Origin of the sequence: Aquimarina sp. I32.4 (assembly GCF_002924285.1) — a bacterium.
Taxonomy (GTDB): Bacteria; Bacteroidota; Bacteroidia; order Flavobacteriales; family Flavobacteriaceae; genus Aquimarina.
This window is the reverse complement of record NZ_PGUB01000023.1, coordinates 20,263-40,600: the sequence shown is the minus strand read 5'-3', so window position 1 is coordinate 40,600 and position 20,338 is coordinate 20,263. Positions and strand designations below refer to the sequence as shown.

14 protein-coding genes are annotated in these 20,338 nt (G+C 32.6%); 10 read left to right on the top strand and 4 right to left on the bottom strand.

The annotated features are described in order from the left end of the window. Positions 1–351 precede the first annotated feature (351 nt). The 4 genes from CVD18_RS07295 to CVD18_RS07280 all read right to left on the bottom strand — a co-directional run bounded on the left by CVD18_RS07295 (position 352) and on the right by CVD18_RS07280 (position 7,769). Positions 352–1,518 carry a TlpA disulfide reductase family protein gene (locus CVD18_RS07295; RefSeq protein WP_158250408.1) on the bottom strand — a complete coding sequence of 389 codons (1,167 nt, stop codon included), beginning with the start codon at positions 1,516–1,518 and terminating at the stop codon, positions 352–354. Between the two features lie 94 nt (positions 1,519–1,612). Beyond that, on the bottom strand, positions 1,613–3,028 hold the full coding sequence (locus CVD18_RS07290) for a RagB/SusD family nutrient uptake outer membrane protein (RefSeq protein ID WP_103864786.1): 1,416 nt from the start codon (positions 3,026–3,028) through the stop codon (positions 1,613–1,615). Positions 3,029–3,047: 19 nt separating this feature from the next. After that, positions 3,048–6,587, bottom strand: a complete 3,540-nt coding sequence (locus CVD18_RS07285) for a TonB-dependent receptor (protein WP_103864785.1) — start codon at positions 6,585–6,587, stop codon at positions 3,048–3,050. Positions 6,588–6,683: 96 nt separating this feature from the next. Continuing rightward, on the bottom strand, positions 6,684–7,769 hold the full coding sequence (locus CVD18_RS07280; RefSeq protein ID WP_158250407.1) for a FecR family protein: 1,086 nt from the start codon (positions 7,767–7,769) through the stop codon (positions 6,684–6,686). 177 nt (positions 7,770–7,946) lie between these two features. Between CVD18_RS07280 and CVD18_RS07275 the strand changes: the two genes are divergently transcribed. From CVD18_RS07275 to CVD18_RS07230, 10 genes are all read left to right on the top strand, one after another. Then, complete coding sequence (locus tag CVD18_RS07275) at positions 7,947–8,552, top strand: RNA polymerase sigma factor (protein ID WP_199185054.1); 606 nt, start codon at positions 7,947–7,949, stop codon at positions 8,550–8,552. 122 nt (positions 8,553–8,674) lie between these two features. Beyond that, a complete protein-coding gene (locus CVD18_RS07270) occupies positions 8,675–9,397 on the top strand; it encodes a DUF2064 domain-containing protein (RefSeq protein WP_103864783.1) in 723 nt (240 codons plus the stop codon). A gap of 26 nt (positions 9,398–9,423) precedes the next feature. Continuing rightward, entirely contained in the window at positions 9,424–12,651 is a 3,228-nt protein-coding gene (locus CVD18_RS07265; protein WP_103864782.1) for a SusC/RagA family TonB-linked outer membrane protein, read from the top strand. Positions 12,652–12,662: 11 nt separating this feature from the next. Then, positions 12,663–14,093, top strand: a complete 1,431-nt coding sequence (locus CVD18_RS07260; RefSeq protein ID WP_103864781.1) for a SusD/RagB family nutrient-binding outer membrane lipoprotein — start codon at positions 12,663–12,665, stop codon at positions 14,091–14,093. 9 nt (positions 14,094–14,102) lie between these two features. Beyond that, entirely contained in the window at positions 14,103–15,443 is a 1,341-nt protein-coding gene (locus tag CVD18_RS07255) for a sodium:solute symporter (protein WP_103864780.1), read from the top strand. Beyond that, a complete protein-coding gene (locus CVD18_RS07250) occupies positions 15,425–16,273 on the top strand; it encodes a metallophosphoesterase (RefSeq protein ID WP_103864779.1) in 849 nt (282 codons plus the stop codon). The genes CVD18_RS07255 and CVD18_RS07250 overlap by 19 nt, the downstream gene beginning before the upstream one ends. A 347-nt stretch (positions 16,274–16,620) precedes the next feature. Beyond that, complete coding sequence (locus CVD18_RS07245; protein ID WP_103864778.1) at positions 16,621–17,202, top strand: hypothetical protein; 582 nt, start codon at positions 16,621–16,623, stop codon at positions 17,200–17,202. Between the two features lie 229 nt (positions 17,203–17,431). Continuing rightward, positions 17,432–18,307: a hypothetical protein gene (locus CVD18_RS07240; RefSeq protein WP_146052726.1), complete on the top strand. Its 876-nt coding sequence runs from the start codon at positions 17,432–17,434 to the stop codon at positions 18,305–18,307. Further along, positions 18,308–19,312 carry a S41 family peptidase gene (locus CVD18_RS07235; RefSeq protein ID WP_103864776.1) on the top strand — a complete coding sequence of 335 codons (1,005 nt, stop codon included), beginning with the start codon at positions 18,308–18,310 and terminating at the stop codon, positions 19,310–19,312. Between the two features lie 237 nt (positions 19,313–19,549). After that, positions 19,550–20,146: a TetR/AcrR family transcriptional regulator gene (locus tag CVD18_RS07230; RefSeq protein ID WP_103864775.1), complete on the top strand. Its 597-nt coding sequence runs from the start codon at positions 19,550–19,552 to the stop codon at positions 20,144–20,146. The last annotated feature ends 192 nt before the right edge of the window (positions 20,147–20,338 follow it).

Below are 20,338 nucleotides of genomic sequence, written 5' to 3'. Positions count from 1 at the left end.
CTTTATAATCTTTTTTAGGTAACTAATCTATATCAGACAATGAAAACAAAGATGTATAAAGGTTTTATAGGTAATTATTTCTTATTTAGGATAAACTCTAATAAAAAGTCATACAAAATCAAGGCTCTTCAACAAATAAAAATCTTGTAACTTATTATTTAGGTATCTCATCTTTTTTAAACTTTATATGTATACTTATTAATACGTCTAAAAAAGGTAATACCCTTATAATAGATACGTTAAAAAAAGCATAAACCACTTCACTATTCAATTTAAATACCCCCTTAACACCCTGACAGCAAACTAATTAACAAAAAACAACTATTATATTTGCTCCGTAGACAATCTTATTTACTCTCCAAATAATTCCTCCAATTTTTCATCCAAAGCCCACTCTCTAAGTCTTTTACCCACTATTTTACCCTCAGAATCTATTAAATAATTCATTGGTATCCCTCTTATGGCATAATCTGTTCCGGCTTTTCCATTATAAGCTTCATGATCTACCACATCTATCCAAGGCACGTTCTCTTCTTGCATAGCTTTTATCCAATCTTCTCTCTTTTCATCCAGTGACAAAGCATATATTTCAAACCCTTGATCATGATATTTTTTATATGCTTTCTTTAAATGAGGAAATTCTCCTCTACAAGGACCGCACCAACTTGCCCAGAAATCTAATAATGTATATTTATTTTTAGTAATTATTTCTGATAATTTTAGTTGAGTCCCATCTTCTTTATCTGCTTCTACATCTATATAAACTGCCCCGATTGATAGTTTTTTTTGTATTTTTTCAACCTCTAAAACCTTGTTCATTTCTTCTTGTAGAAAAGAAATTTGTGGATGATTCCCCAATTTTTTCTCATATTCATCCAATATTGAAAGGCTTTTCTCAAAACCAAACTCCTCAGAACCCACTAGTATAGACAAGGCGTATAACTTCTCTAATGTTGTTGTATTTCCCTTTATCACATTTTCTAAATAGTTAGTTGTAAATCCCCAAACTTTATCTAGTGCTTCATCACTCGCTTTTCTTGCATTAGTAACAGCCTTTTTATCCATCTTAAACGATTCATAGTCTTTAAAAACACTATCCAAAACCTTATCCTTATTTTTTATTAACTCATCATATTCTGATAATTCCTTATACCCATATATTGCAGTATTCAAATCCCCTCCTCTAATTTTTAATTCATCATTCTTAACAATAAAATCATAGGTGTCATTTTCCAAAATCATTTTTTCTCGTAGTTGAAATTTTTGTTCTTTTCCCTTTACCAAAACTATAGCTATGCACTCTCTCTCTAATTCTCCTTCTATTACAAAAGTGTTTCCTTGTACTTTGATCGATGCTATTTTCGTATCGTAGTCTATCTCAGTTCTTAATAAGACACTATCAATTTTGACTTCTCCTTCAACCCATCCTTTAATAACAAATTTCTTAGGTTTATTTTGACATGCGATTAAAACCATAAATAGTATACTACCTAAGATGCCTCTCTTTAATAATTTCATTATAATCATTTTTATATGTTTCTTGAATATTTATTGGTGTGATTACTATACATAAAACAATTGCTATTTGACATATAGATAACCTCCTTTTTTTTTATGGATTCGGAACTAATAGATTATTTCCTGACAAAGCATTTCTTGGAATGGGTAGGATTAGTTTATTTTCTGTAGCTATCGATGGCTTAAAATCTACTATATTCAACTCTCCTAGCCTATCATATCTTACTAAATCAAACCATGTTTCTGCACTTTCGGTAAAAAGCTCCAACATTTTTTCGTTTCGTATATCTTCTAACAAGTTTATCTGATTTACCAATTTTTTTGGAGCTACTCCTGCTCTGTTTCTTATTTGATTTAGTCTTTGTAAAGCGTCTGATAAGACACCTCCACTTCTTCTTGCTTCTGCTTCTGCATATATTAAATATACTTCTGCCATTCTCATATAATAAAATGTATTACCTTGATCATCGTTCAAGGAAAAGTCAACAAATGGATATTTCCCATTTCCTGTTGTTTCTAATGTATTTACATTATAAGCAAACATAAATCTGGGATCATATCCAGAGCTATTGGTTGCTATATCTCCATCATTAGAAACTCCATCCTGATCGTCTGCCAAAACCCTAAACAATGATGAAGGAGACATTACATTAATTCCAAAAAATATAGGAGGCCCTTTTTCAGTACTACCATCTACAAAAGGTGCAAATAAGACTTCTGAAGATTTCCAACGTTTTGAAAAAATATCCTCATACACTGGTTCTAGACTAAAAGTATCTGTATTATTTATTACATTTAAAGATGTTGCCGCGGCATTATCAAAGTTCCCCATGTACAAATAAACTTTGGCCAATAGACTTTGAGCAAAAGTACTATTGACATAATAATGCTCCCGGCCAGAAGGAGCGTTTAATACCGTAAATTGTAAATCTTCTACAATAGACCTATAGGTTTCCTGTACTGTATTACGTTCTAGATATACAGCTTCATTTATAGGACTGGAGCTAACTACAATACCTAAATCAGAGCTTAGATCATAGAATTTTCCAAAATGTCGTAACAAATTAAAATGGCTTAACGCTCTGAATAACCTTGCTTCTGCAATCATTTCCTTCTTTCTAGTTTCTGATAGATCAGGAGCTTTTCCTGCTTCCAGCTGATCTATTAAAAAATTTGCGTGGTTGATAATATTGTAAAAGATAATATAAGCCCCTAGAATAGTACCATTAGTATCCAAAACATTATTAGTAGCAAATCCTTCATCATTAAAAAATCCATTAATTCTGTCTTGTTCTGTTCCAGATAAAGTCATCCCCGATAATACCCAAGAATATTCAAAACTCCTCTGTAAATTATAAACTCTATTTAACAAAGCTTCAGCTGAAGCCTCATCCTGTACTACATTTTCTTCTGTCAGTAAATTAAGTGGTGTAATATCATCTATACTACATCCAATAGTTGACAATACTATAAAAATGTATATTACTATTTTTATGTTTTTCTGTTTCATAATACTTTTTTTTTAGAATTTAGAATGTAACACTAAAACCTAGTGACCATGTTTTTGTCAATGGGTAAGGATTCCTACTATTTGTAGATCCAAAACTGGAAATTTGCCCTGTTGCTTCAGGGTCAATCCCAGGGAAATCAGTCCATGTCCAAATATTAGAACCTGTTACATAAATAAAAGCTTTGGTTAGGCCCAGACTATTAAGAACCTGTCCAGATATATCATATTTGAATTGCATACTTTTTAATCTCAAAAACGAGGTGTCATAAACCAATCTGTCTGATCGCCTTGAATTACCATTAGGATCTTGAATAATTGCTCTCGGATATTGTGCAGTAGTATTATCAGGAGTCCAACGATCAAAAAATCTTTCTTGTATATTATTATGAGGTTCGAATATCCCTAAAGAAGCAGCATCAGAAAACAATGTAGCTTCACCTCCTTGGGAGAAATTAAAAAATGATGAAAACTCTAACCTTTTGTACCTGATTGAAGTATTAAACCCTCCAAAGAAATTTACCTGAGAACTCCCTAATACCTTTCTATCATCTATAGTGATTTCTCCATCTCCATTAAGATCAACATATTTATAATCTCCAATTGCTGTACCTGGTTCTTGATAAAAACCATCAGAAGCATTGGCATTGAGCTGATCTATTTCTGATTGATCCTGAAAAATATCTTCAACTACCCAACCTTTTATCAAATTTACTTCTTTGCCTACTTCATAAAAATCTATCAAAAATGAATTCAATCCTTCTTCATTAAATTTATCTAGCGTATTCTTATTTTGCGCCAAATTTATATTCGCCGACCATCTAAGGTCTTTATTTCTAACAATATCGCCTCCAAATTCTATTTCAATACCCTTATTGGTTAAATCTGCTACATTTGCCAGAAAAGAACCAGCCCCACTTTCTAACGGATATGGAGAATTCATCAGCGCACCTCTTGTTTTTCTGTTATACACATCTACACTACCTCTCAAACGGTTATTAAACAACCCAAAATTTAATCCAAAATTTGTTTCATCAGTAATTGCCCATTTGATATTTTGATTTGGCAATACCCCAGTCAAACCAACCGCAGGATTACCTGCATAAAATGCTCCTTCTCTAAATGGTGTGTTAAAAAATTGCAAATACTCAAAATCTCCGATATTATTTGATCCTGATCTACCAATACCAAATCGTACTCTCATGTTATTTACAATAGTGCTATTAATCAAAAAATTCTCCTTAGAAATATCCCAACTTGCTGCTATAGATGGGAAATAAGCCCTTTGATTACTTGGACCAAATTTAATTGACTTATCACTTCTAAAATTTACTGTCATAAAATATTTATTGGCATAGTTATAAGACAACCGACTAAAAATAGAATTTAACCCTGTTTCTATCTTAGATCCTGATTTTACTAATAAATCATCTGCATTTGTAATATTAGTTAATACCTCATCATCAGGAAACCCAACAAAATAAAACAAGCTTCTATCAGTAGTTGTTCTATCCCAAGCAAAACCAGCTAAAGCATCTAGTGTATGCTTTTCGAGTTTTTTTGAATAATTTGTGGTAATATTTGTTATCAAATTTGTATTTACCGCATTAGCCATAGTTAATCGAGATTCATTTGGTCCAAAAGCAGGAACAATATCTAAAACTATAGAAGCTGGCTGAAAAATATCACTATCCGTAGAAAACATTGATAGATTAACATCTGATCGTAGTATAAAACCTTTAAAAAGCTCTAAACTTGCATACATATTCCCTAATAATGTCAGCCCCTTTCTGGTATTAGTATTTCCCGTTACTACAGCCAAAGGATTAGCTGATTCTCCTTCAAAAGTTCCAAATAATTTAATTGGTAATCTATTAAAACTACCATTGGCATCTAATGGGGCAATATCGGGCCTTGCGTTTAATAAAGAATTAAGATTATCTCCACTACTACTTACTACATAACCAGACACATTTTTTGAATACCCAATATTAGCTGTTGCTCCCACAGATACTATTTTATTAAGCTTACTATCTATTCCTAATCTAAAATTATACTGTTTATAGCGTTCTTTTTTAAGTAAGCCTTCTTGATTAGTATGACCTAATGAAAATGTATAACTTGTATTTTCGTTTCCTCCTCGTAATGATAAATTATGCTGTTGTGTATATGACATACCTCTATACACCTCATCTGCCCAATTCACATCTTCTTTATCAAACCAATCTTCATTAAGTCCATTATAAGCTAACACAAATGGGGAACTGCCAAAATCTATTGATAAATCTCCCATATTATCATATCCTGCAACTCCAAAAATACTATATGAGTCATTCAAATTTGCAAATAAAGTGGATTGTTCCAGTACTTGATCGATATATGTTTTATAGTCGTTGGTATCTAAATAATGTAATGTACTCACAGGTTTACCAAACACAGAAGAGGTAGAAAATGTTATTTCCATTTTCTCGTTTTTTTTTCCCTTTTTTGTCTTCACAAGAATAACCCCATTGGCTCCTCTAGAGCCATAAATAGCAGTTGCTGCTGCATCCTTCAATACATCAATACTCTCGATATCATTGGGGTTGATGGAAAGCAGAGGGTTCTCTATCTCTACAAACTCAGTTTCATCTCTAAAAGTAAATGCTGGATTTACTTGAAATGGTACTCCATCTATCACAAAAAGAGGATTATTATCACCATCAGAGAAAGGAGAAGTAATTCCTCGTATATTGATATCAACATTACTACCAGGAGCCCCAGAAGTTTGTTTGATCACTACGCCTGGTAATAATCCTCCCAAAGCCCTGTCAAAACTTGTATTACCAATACTATTTTGTTGGATACTTTCTCCTTTAACTGAGGATATCGAAGTAGAAACCTCTGACCTGCTTTTACTACCATACCCTACTAAGACTATTTGTTCCAATTGAGTAGTATTTTCTTGTAAGACTACATTTATCTGGCTTTGATTCTGAATTTCAATTTCCTGAGTTATATATCCAATTGATGAAAACAATAAGGTACTTTTTTTATTCTTGGGTATAGAAATTTCGTATTGCCCATCAAAATCTGTTGTAGTACCTATATCTAATTTTTCCTTATAAACAACAGCAACACCTGGCAAGGGCATTTTATTAGAATCTGTAACAAGTCCCTTTATTACAATATCTTGTACATCTACTGTTTTTGAAATTACCTTTCGCTTAACAATAACGGTATTGTTATTAAATTCATATGTACATGAAATGGGTGCAAGCCCTTTTTTTAATAACATCCCAGCTTTGATAACTCCTCTTTCAAGAAAAACCCGAGGAGCATCCTTAATAAGGTCATATCTGTATACAAATTGATACTCAGTCTGTTCTTTGATCAATTTGAAAATTTGCTCAACAGATACAGTTTTGTTTACATCAATTATAATATTGGTATTTTGAGAAAATCCATTATGAGGATTAAAACTAAATACAACCGCACAATAAAAAAACAAAAAGGTTCTCATAATCATTTTTAGGCACCTTGGGTTATAATAAACCAAAGGCTTAGTCAATTTAAATTTCATAAATTAGCATTTCAATTAGTTAAACAATTATTTAATTAATTTCGAGTAAAGGGAATTCAGCTACTACTTTGGACGGTTCTAGCTTTATTCCTTTTTTTATTGTATTGTTATTTTCTTGTTATCTATTTTAAAATGTACTTCATTGGTTTTTTCTATATTTTCTAATAGCTCTTCTATATTATATTCTCTACTCAATATTCCTGAAAAAATGATGTTTTTAGCTTCTTCATTTTCAAATACTACTTCAATATCATACCATCGAGACAAGGTTTTCATCATGCTGCCTAGTTTTTGCTTGTCAAACATGAAAAAATTGTTTTTCCATGCGATCTCGGGAGTTGTATCTATACCATCTATTATTTTTAATTGCTCATTTTGAATATTGACTATGGCTTGTTGCCCTGAGTTCAAAAACTTGCTCAAAATACCATTATCGATAGCTACTCTTCCTTTAATCAATGTAGTATACAAGGACTCTTCGTTTTGATATGCTTTAATATTGAATTCTGTTCCCAATACCTCGATATTTTGTATTTGCGTATGCACCTTAAAAGCATCTCCGTTATGAAGTGTGCTATGGGATACATCAAAATAAGCTTCTCCATAAACCAGTTCTACCTCTCTGGGTTGCCCTTTGATAAAACTTACTGGGTACTTTAATTTGGTTTCTGAATTTAACCACACTTTGGTTCCATCAGACAGGTGTATAAAAAAGCGTCCTCCCCTAGGAATGGTAAGGTAATTATATTTCAATTCTTTGCCTGAAGAGGTCTCTCTATATACCAATTCTTCACCATTACTTACTCTATTCTGATAGTGATACTCTTTTCCTTTTTCCAAAAATATTTGTTTTCCATCTTCTAGACTTAATATCGCCTTGTTTGTTCCTGGTTCTATAATTGCCTCTACATCGTTGTCATAATATTTATAAACAAAAGGCATGGAAATCAATAGTACTATGACAGCAGCGTATTTAGATATTATTTGAAAATTAAATCTCCTACGATCATTTTTAATCTTTTTTGCAATGATCTTTTTAGTTTGTTCTGCATCATATTGATTCATATTATGACGGATTGCATAATTAATTTTGATATACTCATTAAATATTTTTTTGTTACCTGTATTTTCTAACCATTCTGACAACACATCAAGCTCTATTGCAGAAATTGATGCGGCCATATATTTTATAATAAGTTCTTCTGTTTTTTTGGATATCATACCCTTATTACGAGGCTCATTACGAATACCCTACCTTTTTTGTTAATTTTTTTTTATTTTTTTTAACATTACATTTGTTTCTTAAGAATGCTATTAAAACCTGCTATGTCTATTGTATAATTTTATCTAGAAAAGAGTATGAAACAGTGTTTTAAAGATGAAGCAACACTTATGTTGTTTTTGAAAAAAGGAGATGAGAAAGCTTATAATTATCTAATAGATACATACCACCACACACTTTGTGTTTATGCAGATAGTTTGATAAACGATACTATGAAATCTCAGGATATCGTACAGAATGTTTTTATCAAAATATGGGAAAAAAGAAAACTGCTTAATATAAATTTTTCATTACAAAATTATTTATATCGACTCACTTATAATGAGTTTATTGATCAATATCGAAAAACCAAAGCAGTAACCAAAATAGAAAAAAAATACATCGAATATCTTAATTCTTTTGTAGAGAAAGAAGATCATGAAATGATGGAAAAACTCATTAATATGGTTAAACATGCAATACAAGAGCTTCCTCCTAAATGCAAACAAATTTTTGAATTAAGTAAAAAAGAAGGACTTACAAATCTAGAAATATCTAATCATCTTAATATCAATATCAAAACTGTAGAAGCTCATATCACCAAGGCTTTTTCTCTAATACGCAAACGTCTTAAGGATAGCATTAATACCATCCTGTTTCTATTATTTGATTGGGGAAAAATGGGGCATCGTGTTTTTGGATAAATAGAGGTAGTAAAATTGTTTCGCTATATATAAAAGCGATAACCATTGGTTTGTGTTTTTTAAAATAATAATTTTACTTTTTGTAAGTACTACCTAATCATTACGACGGTATTAGTTCCAAAATGAAAATTGAGAATCCATTGCCAAACCATCAAAAGCAAATAGCTATCCTTGTATTTGCCAATTCTTCTCAAGAAGAATTGAAACACAAGCATTTAGTACATGGACAACAGTTGTTTGATCATTTTAATAAAAAAACTCTTACCGAGGTTCGTAAAACAGGGCTTCCTTATGCTATATATTCAGAGAAAGAGCAACATGGTACTACTTTTGGAGAACGTTTTGCCAATGCTATAGAAGATCTTTTTGAAAAAGGATATCAAAAAATTATTACCATTGGTAATGATAGTCCAAATCTAACTGCATCTTACCTTATTGATACTAGTCATAAATTGATGCACAATACTATGGTTGTTGGTCCATCTATAGATGGTGGCATCTACCTTCTGGGGCTTGATAGATCAGATTTTGAAAAAGACTCTTTTATACAATTACCTTGGCAAACAAGGCTATTATCAAAATCTCTTATTAAAAAAATATCTGCCTCTGGGGTACATATTAAACTCCTATCTAGGCTTAAGGATATTGATGAATTACAGGATTTAAGGTTCTTTTTAAGTAGAATAAATCGTACTACTAGACTATTAAAATCTATTCTCTTACAATTATTTTCTTGTATTTATGAGGCTATTATCTATCAGTTTAAACTTGTAGTTACTACAATACATACTATTCCTTTTAATAAAGGTTCTCCAGATTTGATATCATACATACAGTCAAATTAATAGTTTAATTCTATCTTATTATTTTTATGAAGCACCTTTTTATAGGGCTGGCACTATTATTAGTGTCCTTTGGTCATGCCCAAAATGTAATTACAGGAACTGTAACTACAGCAACCGATGGTACTACTATACCATTTGTAAATATTCAAGTTAAAAACACTTCTCAAGGTACTAGTAGTGATGCCAATGGTAACTATTCTATCTCAACACAAAACAATGATGCTATCCTTGTTTTTTCTTCTTTAGGTTTTAAAACCAAAGAGGTAATCATAAATAACAATTCTATTATCAATGTAAGTCTCGTAGAAGGATCTACAGGTTTGGATGAAATCGTTATTACAGCTCTCAATCGTAAACGAGAAAACAAAGAGTTGGGATATGTTGTGCAAAGTATTAATCATAAAGATATTGCAGAGGTAAAATCAGTAAACTTTCTGGATAATCTGGCAGGAAAACTGGCAGGAGTTACCGTTACTCCAGGAGGAGCTACAGGAGTTGGTTCTTCTTCAAAAATTGTAATACGAGGAGAGCAATCCTTTACCAATAATACCCCTTTATTTATTGTAGACGGTACTCCTATTAATAATTCAACCGTTTTTAATAATACTAATGAGGCAGCAGCAGGTTTTCAGGAAGTTGATTTTGGAAATGGTGCTATGGCCGTAAATCCAGATGACATTGAAAATGTATCTGTATTAAAAGGGCCAAGTGCTGCAGCATTATATGGAACCAGAGCTTCAAACGGGGTTATTATTATTACTACAAAAAATGGTGCTAACAGCAAAGGATTAGGAATTAGTATCAATTCTAGCTTGTTTATCGATACTGCTTTTCGATTGCCTCAATTTCAAAATCAATACGGACAGGGAAACTCTGGTCAGTTTGAATATGTAGATGGTTTAGGAGGTGGAGTTAATGATAATATCACCTATAGTTGGGGACCAAGATTAAATCAAGGTACATTGATTCCTCAATTTGATAGCCCTGTTACTTTATCCAATGGCACTGTTGTGCGTGGGGGAGACACTGCTCTATATGATAATCCTTCTACTTCTATTACTCCTACTCCATTTATTTCTCATCCAGACAACCTGAAAGATTTTTATCAAACTGGGGTAACCACTATAAATAACATAGCTCTTTCTTCTCATTTTGACAAAGGAAACTATCGCTTATCTTTTACTGATTTACGAAGCGAATCTATTATTCCTGGAGTAGATCTTGATAGAAAAACTATAGCTACCCACCTTGGTTTTTTGCCCACAAAAAAAACAACAGTAAATGCTTCTATAAATTATGTAAATACTGGCAGTGATAACCGCCCATCTAATGGGTATGGTTCTGAGAATGTAAACTATTCTCTAGTAGCATGGGGGCCTAGATCTCTTAATACCAACAACCTAAAAGACTATTGGCAATCAGGCCTTGAAGGAATACAACAATATTCATTTAACTATACGTTTTTTGATAATCCCTATTTTATTCTTTCTGAAAACCGAAACAGTTTTGATAGAGATCGTGTCTTTGGTAATATATCTATACAACAAGAGTTGGCTACTAATCTAAGTCTGACAATACGGTCTGGAATGGATTATTCTAATGAAAAGCGACAATTTTTAAGAAATTTTAGCACCAATAGATTTAGAAACGGTGCCTATGCAGAGCATGATGTTACCTATAGAGAAATCAATACTGATTTCTTACTGAATTATACTAAGAAAATTAATGATTTTAATTTTGACATCTCATTGGGAGGAAATCGCCTAGATCAAAAAGCAAAAACCTCACAGACCCAAACTACACAATTGGCGCAACCTGGAATTTTTAGCTTTAATAATGCCGCTTCTCCTATAGAAAGTTTTGGTTTTGAGTCTAAAAAGCGTATTAATAGCTTGTACGGATTGCTCAAATTTGGATATAAAAATTATCTATTTCTTGATATTACAGGGCGAAATGATTGGTCTAGTGCATTGGCAACTCCTTTTTCGGCAGAAAATACTTCTTTTTTCTATCCTTCGGCATCTACTAGTTTTGTTGTAAGTAATGCCTTCAAATTACCTAAAGTAATTTCATTTGCCAAAGTAAGAGCTAGTATTGCTCAGGTAGGTAACGATACTGATCCCTATCAGACTTCTGGTGCTTTTGTGTCGCAGACCTCTGTAAATTCACAACCTACATTTACAAATCAAAATTTTATCCCTAATCCTAATTTAAAACCTGAACAGACCACCTCATATGAATTTGGAACAGATATTCACTTTTTTAAAGATCGCCTGAATCTGGATATTACTTATTATCATGCACTCACCAAAGATCAAATCCTATCGCTGCCTATTCCTATATCATCAGGGTTCAATCAACAGGTAGTTAATGGAGGTAAGGTGCGTTCTTGTGGTGTAGAAATTGTATTAAACGCTATCCCTATTAAACATGAAAACTTTAAATGGAACACTACCATCAATTTTAGTAAAAATGTCTCTACTATTACATCACTACCGCAACAAGAAGGTAGGGTTACACTAGCTTATTCTAGAGTATATAATAACCCGGATCAAACAGTTTGGTTTCAGGTAGAAGAAGGTGGACGTATAGGCGATTTTTATGGTACTGGTTATTTGCGTAATGAGAATGGTGATTTTGTAATTACTCCAGAAGGGCGATTTATAGCCGATAATACACTAAAAAAACTAGGAAATTATACTCCTGATTTTATAGTCGGGATAAACAATCAATTTCAATATAAAAATTGGGATATTAATTTTTTACTGGATTGGAGACAAGGTGGTAAACTTGTTTCTCGCACACTATCGTTGGCAGCTGTTGGGGGGCAATTAGAAGAAACTGCTTACAGACCTGATGCTGGTATTATTGCTCAAGGAGTTGTAAATACTGGTACGGCAGACACTCCTGTTTATACTCCTAACACAACGGCAGTAACACCAGAGAGTTATTACCGACAGTTCTATGATCGTAATCATGAAGAGAACAATGTATATGATGCTTCTTATCTAAAACTTAGACAATTTTCTATCGGGTATTCTTTTGCTCTTGATAAAGGAGCTGTAGGCTTCCTAAAAGAAGGGGCTGATTTCAATATCTCCCTTATTGGTAGAAATCTATTTGCAATTAGTGATATTTCTCATTTTGACCCTGAACAATTAGCTGTACAGGGACAAGGGCTCGTAAGTGGCGTTGAGGATCTGTCATATGCTACTTCTAGAAGTTTTGGTTTAAAAATTGGGATTAACTTTTAAAAAACGCAAAAATGAAAAATTATATCTATTTATTTGTTTTTACAATTCTTCTAGCTGGATGTGCAGAGGATTTTGAAGATATTAATACGAATCCCAATGCTCCTGTAGATGTACAGCCTAGTTTATTATTACGACAAGTACTTTATAATTATGGAGAGCAAATGTCTTATGAAGGTTTTGTGGCAGGTAATCTATTGAGCCAACACCTTACTGCATTAGATTTTAATTTATTTGATCGCCATGCACTCAAATCTCCACAGTTAGGAGGAAACCCATGGGCTATCTTTTATACCAATCTTCGGGATAATGAAACCATTTTGACTAAATCACGTGAGGTGTCAACTTTTACTGTTTATGAAGGGCCTGCATTGATCTTTAAAGCTTATATGACCATGACACTTACTGATCTTTTTGGAGATGTTCCTTATAGCGAAGCGTTTATCGGTGATCAGGGTACCGTTACCCCAAAATACGATACGCAAGAAACTATCTATATGGCTGAAGGTGGAATTCTTGATAACCTAGAAAAAGGTATCGAAGCTATTCAAAACTATTCAGGAAATAGTACTCTAGAGGGTGATGTACTATATAATGGTAACCTAGATAACTGGATTAAATTTGCTAATTCTTTACGTATCAAAGCACTCATACGCATCTCTGGAAAAGAAGATATTAGTGAACAATTACAAGCTATCGTATCTGAAGGTAATTATATCACTACCAATGCTGGTAATGCCGTTTTTGAATTTACAGATAGTGAACCTAATAATTTTAGATTGGCCAGACTGCGTGCAGGAGATTTTAATAACTTTGTTATGTCTGAAACAATAGAAAATATCCTTATTGAATTGAATGATCCTAGAATAAACGTTTTATTTCGTCCTTTTGGTAATGCTACAGCGAATGAGTATAATGGACTTATCAATGGTATTGATGCTTCTCAAACCACAATTTCTCTGGCAGAATATTCTTTGGCAGGAACAATTTTTAGGGAACACACAGGGGACCTTGATGCCAATTATATGACTGCTTGGGAAACTCACTTTTTACTAGCTGAAGCGGCTGTAAAAGGGTTTATTACAGAAGATGCAAAAACATTGTATGATACAGGAATAACAGAGGCTTTTGAGTATTGGCAAACTACATTACCAGAGAATTACTTGAATACTACTGTAGCTTTTGATACCAATAAGGCACTAGAACAGATCAGTACTCAAAAATGGATTGCTAATATGATTAATGGATATGAAGGGTGGATAGAGTATCGCCGTACTGGTTTTCCTAGATTAAAACCTGTATCTGCAAGCTTGAATAATGGAGCTATCCCAGTGAGAATACCATACCCAACTGAGGAAGCAACATTAAATACTGCTAATTATAATCAAGCAGCACAAAACACGAATAACAATAGTATTGATTTTCCTGTTTGGTGGGATGAATAAAGAAATAAAATGGAAGAAATAGAAATCTGGCAATGGTCTCTAATTATAGTATCTGGATTGTTATTTTTCTGGTGGTCACCACTAGCTAAAACCAACAATCAATTTTATAAAGCATCCAGTGCAAAGACTCAGCCTTCGTTATGGATGCTTACTGGTAGTCTTGTAATCTCTTGGATATTTGCCAAAAGCATTACCAATGCTGCAAATCTGGGGCTTAGCTTTGGGCTGGTTGGAGGTGTTGCTTATGCTGCTTATTATGTATCCTTTGCTGTTGCGGGAATTATAATATACCAATTACGAACTCAAGGAGGTTTTGAGAGTATTCATCAATTCCTAGCTTCTCGTTTTGGGCAAGGAGCATTGCTCATTTTTTCTATATTGATTGGTATACGACTGTTTAATGAGGTATGGTCCAACACAATGGTAATAGGTTCTTATTTTGGAGAAGCAGGTAGTAGTGGGTATTATAGTGCAATCATACTTTTTACTATTCTTACACTTGCTTATGCGCTAAAAGGTGGTTTAAGTAGTAGTATCTTTACAGATGTATTACAAATGGGATTATTTGCAATTTTACTTTTTGTAATTCTTTGGAATATTTTTGAGGTAGATACTTTCTCCTTGACAGATGTTGCCTCATCTGGAGAGTGGAGCATGGCTATGGGAGGAAATCTATTACTTGCCGCCATACTGCAATCGTTCAGTTATCCTTTTCATGACCCTGTATTAACAGACCGAGGATTTATCAGCACACCAAAAACAACATTACACAGTTTTTTATGGGCTACAGTAATAGGCGGAGTATGCATTACCCTTTTTAGTGTAGTAGGTATTTTTGCTCAGCAACAAGGTTTACAAGGTCAAGCAGCGGTAACTGTGAGTAAAGCTTTTGGGGCTGTCATTTTACTTGTTGTCAATTTTATTATGATTACTTCAGGCGCTTCTACACTTGATTCCACATTTTCTTCTTCTGCCAAATTACTGGCAATAGATCTACAACTAGGTACTAGTTTATCTTTGGGTAGATGGATAATGGTTATTGTGGCTATTGCAGGAACAATTCCTGTTTTTCTAGATGCCGAGATTCTGTCTGCAACTACCATAAGTGGTACGATGGTTATTGGATTAACTCCCATTTTTTTATGTTGGAAACAAAAGGTTCCTAAAATCAGCTTTTTTCTTTCTGTAGGCTGTGGATTATTATTTGGCTTTATACTTGTCTTTGATCTTTTCCCAAAAGAGTTTATATATACTACTGGTACTTATTCTGAACTCTTATGGGTTAATATTTGGGGGTTAGTATGTTGTTTTATTGCTTATTTTGTACCTGTATGGATAAAAAGACGATAGCCCTAGGCAAACGTAACGGAAAAATACTCCTCTTTGGTGGAGTATACAGTAATTTGCAAGCATTAGAATTTCTTATTGCGATTGCTGAAAAAAAAGGAATTGCTTCAGAAAATTGTTTCTGTACTGGTGATATTGTAGGATATTGTGCACAACCCGAAGAAACCGTGCAACGATTTATGCAATGGGGAGCACATTCTATTATTGGAAATGTAGAAGAACAATTGCGAACTGGTGCTATAGACTGTGGATGTGATTTTAAAGCTGGTTCTCGTTGTGATGGGTTTTCTAAAACCTGGTATGCGTATGCTCAAAACCAATTATCAAAGACATCGATACAGTGGATGCAATCTCTACCAGACTATATGAGTTTTGAGTTTGCTAGCAAAAATTTCACAATGGTTCATGGTAGCTATAATCATATCTCAGAATTCATTTTTCAGTCTACTTCTTGGCAGATAAAACAATCATCTTTTGATGCGAGTAATAGCGATGTGATTATTGCTGGGCATTGTGGATTGCCTTTTTATGATAAAAAAGAAGAGTTAATCTGGATTAACCCTGGAGTAATTGGCATGCCTGCTAATGAAGGTTTGACTAGAAGTTGGTATGCGATTATAGATGATTCTAATGGTTTTTCGATTCAATATGAGACTTTTGAGTATGATAATCTAACCGCAAATCAATTAATGCTAAAAAAAGAATTACCGCAAGAATATGCAAAAACACTTCTCACTGGCCTCTGGGATAATATGGAAATTCTTCCTGAAATGGAAAAGAAGTTACAAGGCAGGGATTTGAAGAAATTGTTTAACACCATATTAATCAAATAATCGACTCTTTTGATAATGATCGCCATTACAAAACGTATAAAACTTACAAACATACACCCTATTAATCAATAAATTAAACTCAACAAACAAACCTTAAACTGCTATATTAGCTTGTGAGAATAACTCAAACATCTTGGCTATAATCTAGTGACATAAAGATTTGAGCATACTCAAATATGACACCTATCATAAGACCTACCTGATAAATTATATCACTCTTAGCTAAATATACTATAGAAAAAAAAGAACCAAACAACATAAACAACACCAGACACAATAAGAAAAAACAAAAATCGTATTTTACGAACACTTATGAAATTAAAAACAAAATATAAAAATTGATTTTTATGAACTGCGAAGAATTCACTAAATATTGGCGTACAACCTATGCTGAAGCCAATCCAATTTGGCATGAATTGAAAGGTATTTATTCAAATAGATGGATACGGGTTCATAATCTACCAGAATCAAAGAGATATGCAGAAACAGAAGATGAATATCAAATAATTTTAAATAGACAAAATAAATTAATTTCGGAATTAGTTGAAGAAAATTCAGAAATCATGATTGTAACGGGACAATACGAAAAGGAATTGACAACTGGTATCTCAAATGAATTATCTGGCTTTGGGGAATTTAAAAAATGTAGAACTCTTGAGCTTCATAAAATCTACCCCGAACAATATGATGTTGATTTTTTCTATGACATTTATTTTAGATCTGACATTTGGAAACGGAATTCTAAAAACGATTTATTGAAAAGTATAGCCGATGATGAATTTCAAGCAATGTTTATCAGTCCAAAAGGAGGTTGCATTCTAATACCATATTATGGAGGAATGGATATTATAGTTGATTCTAAAGAAAAAAGAGATGGCTTAAAAATCAAATATTCAGATTGGCTTTCAAAACGAGAAGATGGGCTTTAAAAATAAAAAAACGTGTTACTCCCAAGTAGAAAAAGGAAGTTTCAATTCTAAAACCCTATGCGTTTAATTAAGAAGAAGGTATGTCCTTCAGGAGTAAACTCACTACAGTATTAAAATTAATTAGTAAATAGTATCCGTAATTATAAGACCCAGATGCAACCTAATCATTTTTTTCCTGTCAATAGATTAGATCAATTGTCCAAATAACAAGAAGTAAAACAATACATACATGATAAAAAAGAACAAAATTATAAATCTGTTGCTATTCTTTGTTTCATTGACAAGTATCTCACAAACAGAAACCCCTACTCTTTCTAAAAAAGAATTGAGAAAAAACACACCTGCCTATATTGGTATTTCTGCGGGGTTGGGTCCTTCTAATTTCAGGGATTTTGCCACCTCTCCTCTTTTTTATAAAGGAACCTCAAAATACCTCTCTCTATCCTATCTCAAAGCTAATTCAAAAAGAGAATCAGAGATTGGATTATCTTATTCTTTTGGGCAGTTTCATAATAAATTTAATAATCATTCAGAATTCAGTACTGTTAAAAGTGTATCTCTATTTTATTCGCGATTATATCAGATCCGCAAATTGAGTTCTCAAAAACTAAATATAAAAGCTGGAGGTTTATTGAGTACTTCTGGTAATTTTAGAGTCAATGAGGCTTTATTAAATAACCAAATAGGGTTTGAACTAATACCAACTCTTTTTGGTTCTGTAAAACTGGAAAAAGATGTAAGCCGCAAAAAAGAAAAAAACAAGAAGTTTTTATTTATAAAATATAAGCTAAAACCTAGAACAAAAAATTTGGCATTCAGGCTTAATGTTGGTTTGATTAATAGTTCTTTTCGTAATGGTTATGCATATTCTGGGCAATCAAGCTTACTTAATGACCCTGTACTGTTTGATGATTATCAGTTTAAGATATTTTCTGGGTACAGAGTTAATAGCGCCTTAGACTACACCATTTCACTAAAAAACAAGAATGCAATTCAATTTTCCTATTTATGGGATGCATATAAGACTGGAGGTGATTTAGATAAATTTGAAATGGCTAATCACACTTTAAAATTCACTCTCTTGTTTAATACAAATAATAAATAAATGATGAGAAAGTTATATACTATAGTAATCATAGCACTATCACTTACTTCTTGTGAGAAAGTACTTTTTGAAGATGATCTAGAATCTACAAACCCAAGAGACAACTTTGAATACTTGTGGAATGAATGTAATGAGAAATATGCTTATTTTGAATTAAAAAATATTGATTGGGAACTTGTAAAATCTGAGTATTCTGCCAAAATATATGATGGCATGACTCAAGATTCTCTCTTTAATGTATTAGGAGCAATGCTGACAGAACTTAGAGATGATCATACAAACCTCATTTCAAATTTTAATATCTCAACTTTTGGAGTTAATTACTTAGGGCAAGATAATTTTGATTGGCGTATCATTGAGGATCATTATTTATCCCAAGATTACTATATTTCTGGGCCGTTTCGCCATAACTTCCTTGACAACAAAGAAATTGGGTATATACGTTTCCCATCTTTTCCAGGAACTGTTGACGCAACCAATTTAAATTTTGTACTAAATAGGTATAAAGATACCAAAGGACTAATTTTGGATTTAAGAGAAAATGGTGGCGGAGCAGTATCAGATATATTCGACATATTAAATCGTTTTGTTGAACAGAAAACACTTGTAAACTATTCTAGAATAAAAACAGGTACTGGTCATAATGATTTTTCAGATGCCAAACCAGTATACGTATCACCATATAACGGAATACGATATAAAAATAAGGTAATCGTATTGGTAGACAGAGGTACATATAGTGCAGGATCATTTTTCTCTCTTTCTACAAAGGCACTTCCTAATATGATACTCATGGGCGATACCACGGGAGGAGGACTTGGCCTTCCTAATGGCGGACAATTACCCAATGGATGGACCTATCGGTTTTCTATTACCCAAGCACTAACATTAGATAAAAAGCCTGATTATGAAAATGGAGTTCCCCCAGATATTCAAGTTCTTTTTGACTGGAGTGATTTGACAAAAGATGAGATTCTAGAGCGAGCTATCACAGAATTACAATAGAACTTGATATTATAATACGATACACTGATTAGCGATAAAATGATATAGATTAATAAAATCTTACTTTTTTATCGCTAGTTGTATTCTTGAAACATATCACAGCGTACAAGAAATACAATTACTACACTTATAATCAACCATTAAAAACAAAAAAAGGGCTTTAAATAAAATTTTAACACTATAAAATTTGTTTAACTAGACGAGTGGTCATACTTTTGTTTCTTCAAAAGAAAAATAATGTCAAAAACTATAAAGCATGAAACCAAGGCCGACTACCTTTTAGAAAAAGGGATAGAAATCATATGGTCTAAAGGGTATAATGCTACTAGTGTAAATGACATCGTAAAAGCGGCTGAGGTTCCTAAAGGTTCTTTTTATTTTTATTTTGATAGCAAAGAAGATTTTGTAGTGAAGGCTCTTGATAAGTATTTTACAATGCAGATCACTCCTACTATTGCTATTTTGCACGACACATCACTTTCTGCAAAACAGCGTTTGCTTAAATTTTATGAATATAGAATTGAAATACTCAAAAAAGAATTGGAATGCAAAATGGGGTGCATGGGTTGTAATTTGAGTAATGAAATGGCCGAGCATAATGACAATATCAGAAAAGCTATTTTGGATAAAAATAATATTATAAAAGAAGCAATTATCAAAACAGGCCTAGAAGCCCAACAAAAGGGAGAGATTGATGCTTCTATAAACATAATCGATATAGTTGAATTTATTGAGGATGCTGGTAAAGGAGCAATGACCACTATGAAAGAATCTCAAAGCAGCTATCCTATTGAAAATGTACTCAATATGACTAAACAATTCTTTTTAAAGTAATTTTTTTTGAACACCTAATAGATGACTGGTCAATTATTAATTTTAAAATAAAATAACAATATGGTATAGATAATAAATAATATTAACCAATAATCGACTGGTCAATTTTTAACCATTACTACTTAAAAGATCATGTCCTATTTTACTATAAATAAACCACCACAGAACTAGCCTCATAGTATTAAAATCTCA